Below are 12,481 nucleotides of genomic sequence, written 5' to 3'. Positions count from 1 at the left end.
CGAGGAATTTAAGGAAACATCGGTTTATCAGGTTCGGCGGCCATCGATGACGCAGCAGAGTACGTTGTAGAAGGAAGTTCACGGAACCGGTCCACGACCGTGAGGCGGCAGATCGGCTTTGCAGAAGCAGAATGTTCTGGCAAGAAGCATGTGATAAAACGGCAGTGCTTTCAGGCAGAGATGGAGAAGGTAGTTCCATGGCAGCGTTTGCTGTCGACCACCGGGCCGTACTATCCGAATGGCGAGAGAGGCCGGCGGCCAATCAAGCTTGAACGAATACTGCGCATCTACTTTCTGCAGCAGTGGGACGGGCTGTCGGAAGACAGCCTGGAAAACGCGCCGCCCCCCAAGGGGACTTCCTGCGGAGCGTGTGACAGCATCGCGATGCGCACATTCGGCGGTATCGATCTCGCTGTCGAGAACGGACCGGACGCGACCACGCTGTTGAAATTCCGGCGTCTGTTGATCGAGCATGCGCTGACACGGAAGTTGTTCGAGAAGATCGGCATCTCGCTGTGCGAGCGTGGGCCGATGATGAAGAAAGGGATGCTGGCCAACATGACGATCATTGAATCGCCACCGCCGACCAAGAACGCGGAGAAGAGCCGTGCCCCGGAGATTTATCAGACGAAGAAAGGTAATGCATGGCATTTTGGAACGAAAGCGCACATTGGCGTTGATGCCGAGTCGGGGTTGGTGCATAGCGTGGTCGGCACCGCCGCGAATATCTCGAACATGTTGCGAGCCCACGTTCTGCCGCCCGGGAATGAAGAGGGTGCCTTCGACGATGCCGGCTACGTTGGCCTGGACATGCGCGACGAAATGAAAAAGCCGGTGACGTGGCACGTGGCACTCAAGCGCGGCAAGATCAAAGTGATGCCAGAAATCCCGCTGAAGGATCTGGTGATCGCAGTCGAGCGAACCAAGACACAGATCCGCACGCGGGTCAGGCATCCCTTTCATGTCGTCAAAAGCCCGTTCCGTTATCGCAAAACTCGATACAAGGGTTTGGTCAAGAACGGTCTTGTTGCATAAATCGAGTGCAAGAAGGAGGTATTGCTCATGGTCATGATCACAGGCGATGCGACCGGATTGCGGGCGTGCGATGTCCGCCACGCGGTTCAGGACGCATACGCGGATGGCGGCCTTGGTCGCCTGCGAGTCAGTGCGACGCCCGCACCGACGATTACCCGTGAGCGTTTTAAAGCGGGACATCGCATTCTCCGCGAGCGAGCGCCGATGATAGCCGCTGCTCTTCTTCCATTCGCGACGGCCGAGTTGTGCGATCGCATCGACGGCGTCGTTGCGCCATGTCGCGCCGGAGGTATTCATCGACTCATGAAGTGGGTCTTCGCGCGGCGGAATCGAGGGCGTCGCGCCGCACGCGGCGATTGTGGCGTGATATGGCCTGGAGTCGTCGGGCTCATCACCGTCAATGACATCGGGCCGCTCGTCGACCGGGATCTGGTCAAGCAGTTCAGCCAGGACGCCGCCGGCGGCAACGTCCTGGTGTGTCATCAACGCGGCGCGCAGCTGGCCGGCGTTCGCGTCAAGCGCAAGATGCACCTTGCGCCACGTGCGACGCTTCGAGTAGCCATGCTGATGCACCTTCCATTCGCCTTCGCCATAGTCCCTGACGCCTGTGCTGTCGACCACCAGATGGATCGGCGCGCTGTCCCGGACGATTGTCAGTTGGACCTCGGGCGTCCGCGCGCGGCGGCACATCGTCGTGTAGTTCGGCACGGGCAAGGTGGCGAAAGCCTGGTCGCGCAGGCTTGGCGCGCAGCCCCGCGGCGCGCGCGGCGGCAGGCGGAACACGCTCTTGAGACCCGGCAGCGCCTGAATCAGCGCATCGCCGTAGAGGCGCGGGCAACCGCGCCGGGACTCCGAGTCGGGTGTGCACGCACGGGCGGCTTCATCGATCCACATCGTGACGTTACCTCGGTTGATCAGGCCAGCGTTGTAGGCCGCCCAATTACTGACGCGATAGCGTGCCTTCGGTACGCGCGTCTTGCTTGCGTCCCTGCGCATCTTCTCGGCAAAAATCGAGAATGTCCGCAGGAACTCAAATTGTTAACAGAGCCCGCCTCCGGATGTTGTGCGTATGTACGTCAGCATGCCTCGTCGCCAGCCAAGTTATGTAACAACGCCTTCAAGAACACGACGCAGTTGTTCAGCCTGTTCGCTTTGGCACACTTGGTGATCGCGAAAAATCTGCTGCGCTCGCCTCATGAGGGAAATCCGGTATACGCATAAAAGTGCGGGAAGTAGACCTCGTATCCGAACAACACTCACCTCAATCTCAACAGAATTACTGCGCCATTCAGACAATTGCTTGCTGAGCCGCCGACAATGCCGCGACAAATTAATTGATCCACATTTATTTAAAATAAATTAATAAACAAGTGATACATTATCAATTATTATGCCTCCCTTTATTCTCAGGCTTTTTATCGTCTTTCCAGTATCGGCCGAGTTCGAAAACCACTCTCCAACTTGAGTGTCTCGCAATGTAATGCAGCATTTTTCCGTTCCAGTGTTGTCGGTCGTAGATACAGTTATTGGCCCGGACACAGATTTATACCCAAATTTTACAGAATGCGGCCAAAGTGTGAAGTTTATATAACTATCGTCAGATCGAAGTGCCTTTCCAGTCAAAAATGGAGGACTGTTGAACCCTGAATCAATCTCTAAAGCCGTCGTCCTTGAGCTTACGCTAAAGTACCTAAGCCTGATGGAAGTTCCGGCCGGTCCGATGGGCAGAAACTCGAAAGTTTCTTCCGAAGTTGTAGGCACATCCTGATCTGCATTACTGTACGTAAATTTCGCCTGCCCGGTTTTAGTTGACGGTAACTCGAGTCGAATAATTGGAATTTTTTCTCTATAGGAATTGAAATATCGGCGCTGGTCAGTTTTTGCGTTGGCCAAGGCATTCGCAAATCCAAGTTGGTAGAAAAAAGAGTGGATTGGCAATGTGGCGCCGATGCCGGTTGCCCAGGTTTGAAGCATTATTTCATTTTGCACTGGCCACCACTGCATATCCATCAGATTTCTGGCAAGAATATTTTGATAAAAATGATCGGCGGCATCTTGCTGATTCTCTCTTGTGCCCCAGCTGCATTGATATGCATATTTGCTAGGCGTGCTATTAAAATGGGCAATCCATTGCGCCGCAGTGGTGATCCCTTGATTTTCACATGGTACGCTATGATTTGGATACGCTGTACTCGGCCCGCATCCTTGTTGCGTCGGCCGGTTAAATGTATCAGCATCCATTGTGTATGCACAAAATACCTGAATGTCTCCTTTTTTTCCGTATGGGACGTATAATGTTGGATATAATATATATCCATTGTGATATCCGAAAACGAGATTAGAAAAATTGTTGTCGCTTCTGAGCCAAGAAAATGATGTTCCACCTCTTGCTATTGCTCCCTGAGATGGATCCCAAGGGAGGAATGCGGGATTGGTTTCTGTCGCGCGAAGCATTACCCCGCTGCAAAGAAAAGCCGGACGACCTCGGTTGCCACAATCTACGTCTTTCTTGCCATACCATTCAGTTAATTGATGAGACGCCTCTGGCCCGCGAACTGATAATATAGATTGATACGTTTCCGAATTTCTTAGAATCTCTTGGTTATACCCTTCCTGATAATTGGTAGCACATCCAAATAACACTGTGGAAATGCCGACAATAGTGACAATTCCGCGAAATGAACGATTCATTTTGCACCCATTCGCGTTGAAAATAAATTCTCGTTCGCCATTATTGCGCATGACATTTGCATATCACCTAACATACATACGCACAACATCCGGAGGCGGGCTCTGTTAACAATTTGAGTTCCTGCGGACATTCTCGATTTTTGCCGAGAAGATGCGCAGGGACGCAAGCAAGACGCGCGTACCGAAGGCACGCTATCGCGTCAGTAATTGGGCGGCCTACAACGCTGGCCTGATCAACCGAGGTAACGTCACGATGTGGATCGATGAAGCCGCCCGTGCGTGCACACCCGACTCGGAGTCCCGGCGCGGTTGCCCGCGCCTCTACGGCGATGCGCTGATTCAGGCGCTGCCGGGTCTCAAGAGCGTGTTCCGCCTGCCGCCGCGCGCGCCGCGGGGCTGCGCGCCAAGCCTGCGCGACCAGGCTTTCGCCACCTTGCCCGTGCCGAACTACACGACGATGTGCCGCCGCGCGCGGACGCCCGAGGTCCAACTGACAATCGTCCGGGACAGCGCGCCGATCCATCTGGTGGTCGACAGCACAGGCGTCAGGGACTATGGCGAAGGCGAATGGAAGGTGCATCAGCATGGCTACTCGAGGCGTCGCACGTGGCGCAAGGTGCATCTTGCGCTTGACGCGAACGCCGGCCAGCTGCGCGCCGCGTTGATGACACACCAGGACGTTGCCGCCGGCGGCGTCCTGGCTGAACTGCTTGACCAGATCCCGGTCGACGAGCGGCCCGATGTCATTGACGGTGATGAGCCCGACGACTCCAGGCCATATCACGCCACAATCGCCGCGTGCGGCGCGACGCCCTCGATTCCGCCGCGCGAAGACCCACTTCATGAGTCGATGAATACCTCCGGCGCGACATGGCGCAACGACGCCGTCGATGCGATCGCACAACTCGGCCGTCGCGAATGGAAGAAGAGCAGCGGCTATCATCGGCGCTCGCTCGCGGAGAATGCGATGTCCCGCTTTAAAACGCTCACGGGTAATCGTCGGTGCGGGCGTCGCACTGACTCGCAGGCGACCAAGGCCGCCATCCGCGTATGCGTCCTGAACCGCGTGGCGGACATCGCACGCCCGCAATCCGGTCGCATCGCCTGTGATCATGACCATGAGCAATACCTCCTTCTTGCACTCGATTTATGCAATGAAGCTCAACAAAGCCGCTGACAGCCAAAAATGGATTTCAGATGGTATTAATCAGATATATGCCTTTTGTCATTTAATGAATTTCATGACGCCACAGATGCCTTTCAAATTCTACGTCGGTCGTTCATAAATTCAAGCCTTTCGAAACTGTACATTTTACAATTTTACAAACAATTCGCTTCGATCAAAATTGTGATTGTGCTTTATCTTACTTCGAGCTTCCAATGCGATCTCAAACGTCCAAAGAGCCTCCCGATCTAGCTAACCCTGATCCGGTGCGGAAGCGCAAGAACATCCTGCGGATGGCCCAGGAAGAACGCGATCTGTTCGTTGAAGCGGCCCCGGCATTGAAGAACAATATCAACAACCGGCTTACGATGAGATGGTAAAGGTACACATGGATGTCTTCGAGAACCAAGGGTGAGGGTAAGCACGGAAATGAACCTCCCCCGAAATTTCGCTTTCCATGATGCCGCGTATAAAATCGACTAAAAGGAGAGAAAGAAGGAATGTTCAATGTACCAGGTCAGATATACACGGAAGAGATGTGTACCCTTGCGTTGCCGCGCAACTTTAGATGCCTGAGAATTCGAATCGAGAGCTTCGCCGCCATAACACGGGCTGCTCATGAAATCGCCGACTGCGTCAGTTGTTGGCGCTGATTCAAAGTTCACCACATTTTCATTTTTTCCACACAATTAGCCTCAATTTATAAAAATTTATCTTATCAACCACCCCAAATATAATGACAACATCTCTAGCGCAATTTATGATTTACATATCAAATTAAATGTCAATCATGATAATAATTTATTTAAGTTTTACACCAATACATTCTGCAGCAACCTGATTTGGCCCATCGGATATATATGACGCAAAAGATCCGTCATATGGATCAAAGGCCCAATGGGAATTAGAGACGCTTGTTGGGGTGGCCGACCATGCATAATAGATGCCTATCTGCGGCTTCCCATTATAGGACACGTATGCCTCAGTCCATTCAGATATAGATGGCAAGCGGGCTCCCATGTCACTCAGTATGCTTGAGCAAAGAGAGAATTGAGCAAATCGGCCAGATTTAATTATTATGAAAACATTGGATACAGAAAGAGGGTACGATTTTTCTTGACCAGATTGGTCTCGAACAGTAATTGCAGACGATCCATTTCCGAATGATGTCACCTTTCCTGTTATTGAATCGACATAAGCGATGGAGGAATTGCTCGAGCGATAATGATATGGAGGCTTCCCTCCGGAAGCCCGACGTTGCATTGATGCATCTGTGTAAGGCAAGGGGGGCGGTGTCGATGTAACGATAGCCACACCTTGCAGATATGCGGGAGATGTATCCAGTGTCAATGGCTCGCTGATGCCTTGATCGGCCTCGCTATACGCAAAGGTGGCTTTGTCATTGATGGTTGACGGTAGGGTCAAACGAATAATAGGAATGACCTGCCCGTAATTTTCGTAGTAACGCATTTGATCGTTTCGCGCGTTGGCAAGAGCTCCGGATTTGCCAACCTGATAAAAAAACGACTGGATAGGAAGATTGGCACCGTAGGCGGTCGGCCAGGTAGCTAGTCGCAATTCATTCTGGATTGCCCACCATTGCTGGCTCATGGCTTGCCTGGCCAGAATATTCTGATAGAAACGATTTGCCGTATCCTGCTGTCCCCCTCTTACGTTCCATCCGCACTGATATCGGTATTTGTTAGCACCCTGGTTAAAATGACTGATCCATTGCTGAGCGGTCGTGATGCCTTGTTCCTCACACGGCCGACTTTCCGACGGATAGGCGGTGTTCGAACCACATCCCTGAAGTGTATTTCGGTTGAATGTGTCTGCATCCATCGGGAAAGCGCAAAGGACAGCGATATTGTCATCTTTCCCCGGCGGGGTGTCGAGAGCCGGGTAAAAAATAAACCCATTCGAATAATTGAAGACCAGGCTCGAAAAATTGTTATCCATGCGTAGCCACGAGAAGGAGACGCCACCGCTTTGTATGGAGCCAGGACTGGGATCCCATGGCAAAAATGCAGGGTTGGTTTCGGTTGCCCGTAGCATTACGCCACTGCACTGGAAAGACGGGCGGTCTGGATTGCCGCAGTTTAGATCGGTTCTGTTATACCAGCCATTCAATTGAACAGCGGCCTCCGGTCCCCGCTCGACGAGAAGCGATTTCGGCGATCGCGATTCGTTGAATGTTCCTGTTTCCGGCGTGTGTGGAGGCGATGTTGCGCATGCGCTGAGTAGTACGGCGATAATCTGTACAAGCCAGATTAGAATTCCGTTATATCGCATGATCAGTCTCCAAAAAATGATATTTGACTGATTATTTCTGATTCTTGGTCAGTGCCAATTCCGTTCAAGGGCAAAGATCCATGTTGCACCGTACATGGTCGGCATGGAGCCGGGCATCACTTGAAGATCGGCAAGCATCGCTTCAATGTCGAAGCGTCGACGCCTGTTGGGTAATTCATGCTCGTCCATACGCTCGTCATGTCGATATCTTCCCGGTTTTGGCTATCGATAGAGTCTGGTGATCATGCTAACGTTTTATTATTAATGATTTTGATTTCGTTGATCATGTCCTTACAATGATTTCCCGCCGAAAAATTGTCATTGTGTTATCTATAATTATAAATTTCCCCGCAATACACGCGAAAATTGAAGCGGCGCATCGGAATCATCCAGCCGACACTGTAGTTGATCAGGACACTGGAGCCGCTATTTTCGGTAACCCATGTCGCTGGAATCTCGAATACAGAGGGTTGTCCCTTGTGACGACGCGCTGTATTTCGGTGTGCCGCGTCACCACGCCATCCCATCGGACTCGAACCGTTTGGTCGTTTTCCACCCCTGCATACAAGACCGCCACTTGTGTGCGAGCTCCGTTAAGGGTGGAGGCAGGAAGCGTCAGCGATTGCCCCTCGACATGCAAGGTCAAAGTATCGGACGGATACACCGGGCCACCCAGTCGCTGCTGCACGCTATAGCTGATACGAACATCGCAACCGATTGCATCAATGATTTCCATGCGCGGAATTCGAAAATCCATCGGCCCGGGGAGGCCGACTTGACGAATTTCCGCGTTATAAGTCACTGATCCTACCCACTGGACCTGCACGGTATCCATTCCGGCCATGTCGTTATATCGGCACACTTGAACCGTGATGAACTCGGCGTTGTAATACGCGTCGATACCAAGCTGGTCATGATTTTCGCCCGTCGCTCCGAGCATCCACGGAACAGGAAGCCGCAACTGTGCCTCATTCACGGTCAGGGTGAGCGGTCGTGGCGCAGTCGCGTCGTTGGCGTCCGATGCGACGTCACAGAAGATGATTGCCGGCGCGGCAGCGCCCGCGACTATCGTTGCTCTGGAAACATTGAAGCCCAACGTGCTTTCACGGTTGACGATTTTGGGCTCGCTGCCGAAGTTCGTGCGACCGCGCCAATGTAACGTCACTGTATCGCCGGCAGCATATCGGCCATCAAGTAGCAATGCGGCTGTATCTTCGAGATCTGGCTCTATGTAATAAAGCGGAAAGGGAGCCAAAACACCAATGTCAACACCCGCGGAACTCGCTAACAACAGGCCATCCGGCGTCATGCCAGTTGGCAAACGTCCTAAAAATTGAGATGGAATGAAAAGAGGATTCGTGATGCCCTTCACGGTGGCCGGCCTGTGTCGTAGTACGCGGATCGGGCGGCGAAGCATCAAACTGGGCGGACGAATCTGCGGTTTCATACATCACCTCTCGATAAGGAGCACGGGGCAAGTCGCACCTTATTAAGTGAGTGTCGATACGAGTGAAAATCATCAATACACGCGATGATTCAAGCAGTAAAAATTACAAAATCGCATCAATAAATATTCGACCAATCAGGCAAATAGGTTGGAAAATCCTTTTGCAATTTTCAATTGCGCATGCAAACCATAGATCAGCCCGCTTGACATGTATTAGCCAATAATACAATGTAAATATAAAGATTATTTTTATAATCAGATCCTGTGTAGCGCGAGTCGTCAGAGCCCGAGTCGTAAGATTGACGGCACCAAGGCTTGCTCAACAGAGGACATCATGGACGCAGATCACGTTACCGAACACGATGTCTCCCAGTCCATCACTTCCTCATGCAAAGGATGAAGAGGCTCCTATACTGACACAGTAAAACTAGGGTCTGTTCACCCGCCGAAAACTTCCTGGATTCGATCAATCCAAGGTGCCGACAATCAGTCTCCGCACAATGACTTCAAGCGAAATTCATCGTATCTTTGCTTATTTTGCAACCCAAATCTGTCTTATTTTTCTGAAATTCATTCTGCAAGTCTAGGCGGCGCGATCATTAATTCAAGTATTTTAAAAAAATTACATTTTACAAAATGGAAGGCGACAGTCCACTTCGCTCTTACATTGCGATCACAACGAAGTCGTTCCGATTTGTTTTACCTGTAATTCCGAACAGGTGATTGATTCCAGATATTTCCATCGTTCTCAACGAGAGGCGTGAAACATTCCATTTACAACGTCCAACCGAGCGCATTTTTCGCCGTAACGGCAAAAAGAGACTCTTGGAGGATAATCGACTGATGAATGAATCGCTCACATCCTGCGAATAGCAGAGAACAGATAGTATTCATGGATGGCGTGGCCAGGCGCGACGCAGCAGAACGAGCGTCCTATCACTGACTCGACAAATTCAGTAGCGTCGAGATGCGCATCTGCATCGCCCCGAGAATCTCGCACCGTGAAGAGCCGATTTGAACAACGGCTTGCCGTCCGGAGGACGATAATCGAGGCGCTGAAGGAATTCGAGCAAAGGGGCGCCGCGGCTTCGCCGCAACCTTCGGCGGCACGGCGATGTATCAATCACCAAACATAGCGCAGTCCGGCGTTGAATCCCCAAGGTTGTTCAATCCTGTTGCCCTTGCCGTAGGTCACGTCGCCATGCAACTGCAATTTCGACGACAACTGAGCGACGACGCCGGCTCCGATCTCCACCCGTGTACCCGCCAGATTGTTGTTGAACAGATTGCCGTTGACGTTGACGTCGTTACTGCGCGCAAACTCTTGCACGACACCGAGCTTGAGATACGGCTGCATCACGCTTCCGTCCGCCCATTCGAAATTGCGCCCGACTGCCGCGCCGAGGCGGGCCTGCAACGACTTGTTGGTGCTGCCCGACGCCTGCAATCCATTGTCCAGCGTCGTGCTGGCGCCACTCGCCAGAAATGCGGACAACGTTATCGACGGCTCGACGAACCATCGATTACCCAGCGGGATGTGCCGCCCCGCTTCTACCGATGTTCCCAATCCGTAGTTGGTATAACCGCCATTAGCTGGCGTGCCGTCACTCATCGTGACCTTCGCGTTGTTTCGGAACACGTTGCCCTTGATGAGACCATCGACAAATACGCCGTTATCGCTCAACCAGGTCGCGTAACCGCCCAAGTAAAAGCTGTCGACTGAACCCGTGGTCGCGCTGCCGAAATCCAGATCGCTGCGGCTGTATCCGCCCAGTACGCCGACCCGCAGACGACCGTTGGAAACGTGTACCGGCGCGTCCGTACCGAGCGAAAGGCCATACTGATTCTGCTGATACGACAGATCGCCTGAATTGACCAGATGCCGATTGCCGTAAGTCCGAGCCCAAACCTCGGCGCCGTCACGCCCCAGGCGCACGTCCCCCATCCTGCTGCGCAGCGATGCCAATTCGCCGTACCACACCGTAGATGAGACGTTGAATAGACCAAGCGTCGATTCCGTCGACGGCGTCGGGATCGGATTACCGTCGTCGCCGCGCGCCTGCACGAGGTACCAGCCGTTGCCTTGCCGCTCCAGTGAGTATTGGAAGGCTCCGGCGTCGACCATGCCGCCGTTGCCGACTGCCTGGAATGTGGCGTCTCCACCGCTGGTTTGCACGACCTGCAGGGGAGCTGCGCCCTTGCGCGGCTCTATACCGGTATTTTGAATAGCCAGCCCATGATTGCCCGAAGCAGTGCCGAACAAATTCAGGAAGTCGCCCTGCAGAGATGCCAAATCGACATGCATTCCAAAGGTGCCGCTACCCGACAATTCGCCAACATCAAGGCGATGGAAAGGCCCGCCGCTCTGACTCAGGTTGATCGTGCCGCCGCCAAGCGAGACATTGGCCACCGACGCGTTATCGACCATATTCCACATCGCAGCGCTGTTGACCGCGAGGTGGCCGACATTAGTCAGCTGGCCCGTGAGCACGGCACTTTTTTGCAAGGTGACAGTTGCCGCGCTGGAGTTGTCGACAACGACGTTGCCGTTCAACACGCTGTTGTCGACTGTCAGGTTGGCGGTGTTTCCATGGTTGACTTCAAGCAAGTTGCCGTTGCCGCCGATCAGATTCGAACCGTTTGCGACCATGAGATTGGCCGTGGCGCTGGGAAAGCTCGGGACGACACTGTCAACCACAATGGCTGCACCCGAGCGTCCCTCAATGGTCGACTGATCGAGGTTCAGGTTAGTGGTCCAATTGACGTTGGTTTGTCGTTCGGCGGTGATCAATAGACCGTTTGTATCCCCTGCGATATGAGTTCCGTTCGTCGCGCTTACGTTCCCGCCGAATAATGTGCCGCCGATGCCCGAATTTAGCATGCTAGTTCCGTTGCGCGTGGCGTTGACCTGAGTGTTGGCCAATGTCAAGTCGGCGCCCGCGAACGTGATTAGTGCGGCGCCTGCGCCGGAAAGCGTGCTATTGGCAACCTGGGCGCTCGAACTCGACAAATTGAAATTGCCCGCGGCGCGATTCAACGCTAACGCTGCGCCTGACGTATTGACGACGGATGCCTGGCTGAGCGTAGCCGTACTGTCGCCCAGGCTGAGCGCGGGGGCGCTGCTCGAAGCGCTAACCGAACCGCCAACAACGGAAACGCTCGAGCCTGAATTCGCAGAAATGGCATTAGTTTGACCGCCAGAATTCACTTTAAGGGACGCGCCGTCATCCAAAGTCCAAGACTCGATAGGGGAGCCGGCATTCACGGTCGCGGATGCGCCGGGGCCAATCAATGTGCCGGCATGCGAGCCCGTCGCAGTGAATGCCAGTGCTACAGCGAGTGCCCACGGTGTTCGGCGCCAGGGAGAGATGAGAGAGGGGGACATAGAACTCCGAGCAAATTGTGAGAGAAAATATCAGCCATTTTCCCGGATGCTTTTGGCATTTCAAATAGGACGGGTACGAAAACCTCTCTCGGAGACATATCGCAGCACGGCCAGCAGGCCATGATGACCTGAATTCTGCGATCTGAATTTTATTCAAATCTTTAAGAAAGTCAAATTATGGAATTACTTAATTCCACGCTAGATAGAACATCCTATTCATCACATCAATTGTTGATATTGCACTGCGGGAGAGCCGGAATGTGTATTTCGCGCGAGCGACATCGCAGCGCCGCCCTGGGAGGCTTGAGGATGCCGAATTTGGGGAATTTGTGGCTATTTATTGACAATAAAAAGTCGCAATCCATTCGAAAGAATTCTGAATCGCCACCGTATAATGTATAAATATAAATTGTATGATAATTGTTTTTCTTGCGGGAATTTCGTTGAATTCTATAATTAAGTGGTT

At 52.8% G+C, this 12,481-nt stretch carries 6 protein-coding genes and 2 pseudogenes; 2 read left to right on the top strand and 6 right to left on the bottom strand.

Annotated elements, in window-relative coordinates:
- Window positions 1–99: 99 nt before the first annotated feature.
- Window positions 100–1,020: pseudogene (locus WS70_RS19145) on the top strand (IS5 family transposase); the annotation flags it as partial.
- 57 nt (window positions 1,021–1,077) lie between these two features.
- Here the strand turns inward: WS70_RS19145 and WS70_RS19140 are convergent.
- Both WS70_RS19140 and WS70_RS31660 read right to left on the bottom strand, forming a co-directional pair.
- Window positions 1,078–2,031, bottom strand: a pseudogene (locus tag WS70_RS19140) (IS5 family transposase); the annotation flags it as partial.
- A 363-nt stretch (window positions 2,032–2,394) separates the two neighbouring features.
- Complete coding sequence (locus WS70_RS31660; protein WP_159082922.1) at window positions 2,395–3,777, bottom strand: hypothetical protein; 1,383 nt, start codon at window positions 3,775–3,777, stop codon at window positions 2,395–2,397.
- Window positions 3,778–3,877: 100 nt separating this feature from the next.
- Here WS70_RS31660 and WS70_RS19135 point away from each other — a divergent pair, with 100 nt between their 5' ends.
- The gene (locus WS70_RS19135) at window positions 3,878–4,903 is read left to right on the top strand and encodes an IS5 family transposase (RefSeq protein WP_418230164.1); all 1,026 of its coding nucleotides are present in this window, start codon (window positions 3,878–3,880) and stop codon (window positions 4,901–4,903) included.
- A 789-nt stretch (window positions 4,904–5,692) separates the two neighbouring features.
- Here WS70_RS19135 and WS70_RS19130 read toward each other — a convergent pair.
- From WS70_RS19130 to WS70_RS19120, 4 genes are all read right to left on the bottom strand, one after another.
- Window positions 5,693–7,183 (bottom strand): hypothetical protein, encoded by a 1,491-nt coding sequence (locus WS70_RS19130; protein WP_082722257.1) that lies wholly within the window; start codon window positions 7,181–7,183, stop codon window positions 5,693–5,695.
- Window positions 7,184–7,231: 48 nt separating this feature from the next.
- Entirely contained in the window at window positions 7,232–7,372 is a 141-nt protein-coding gene (locus WS70_RS31655) for a hypothetical protein (protein WP_159082921.1), read from the bottom strand.
- A gap of 220 nt (window positions 7,373–7,592) precedes the next feature.
- Window positions 7,593–8,630, bottom strand: a complete 1,038-nt coding sequence (locus WS70_RS19125; protein WP_159082920.1) for a hypothetical protein — start codon at window positions 8,628–8,630, stop codon at window positions 7,593–7,595.
- A 1,123-nt stretch (window positions 8,631–9,753) separates the two neighbouring features.
- Complete coding sequence (locus tag WS70_RS19120) at window positions 9,754–12,015, bottom strand: autotransporter outer membrane beta-barrel domain-containing protein (protein ID WP_082722256.1); 2,262 nt, start codon at window positions 12,013–12,015, stop codon at window positions 9,754–9,756.
- Window positions 12,016–12,481 lie beyond the last annotated feature (466 nt).

This window comes from Burkholderia mayonis, from assembly GCF_001523745.2.
GTDB classification, from domain to species: Bacteria; Pseudomonadota; Gammaproteobacteria; order Burkholderiales; family Burkholderiaceae; genus Burkholderia; species Burkholderia mayonis.
The sequence above is the reverse complement of the archived record's forward strand: the minus strand, read 5'-3'. Positions and strand labels throughout refer to the sequence as shown.

Coding starts and splice junctions, on each gene's coding strand:
- WS70_RS31660 (WP_159082922.1), bottom strand. CDS start 3,777: ATGCGCAATAATGGCGAACGAGAATTTATTTTCAACGCGAATGGGTGC.
- WS70_RS19135 (WP_418230164.1), top strand. CDS start 3,878: ATGCGCAGGGACGCAAGCAAGACGCGCGTACCGAAGGCACGCTATCGC.
- WS70_RS19130 (WP_082722257.1), bottom strand. CDS start 7,183: ATGCGATATAACGGAATTCTAATCTGGCTTGTACAGATTATCGCCGTA.
- WS70_RS31655 (WP_159082921.1), bottom strand. CDS start 7,372: ATGGACGAGCATGAATTACCCAACAGGCGTCGACGCTTCGACATTGAA.
- WS70_RS19125 (WP_159082920.1), bottom strand. CDS start 8,630: ATGAAACCGCAGATTCGTCCGCCCAGTTTGATGCTTCGCCGCCCGATC.
- WS70_RS19120 (WP_082722256.1), bottom strand. CDS start 12,015: ATGTCCCCCTCTCTCATCTCTCCCTGGCGCCGAACACCGTGGGCACTC.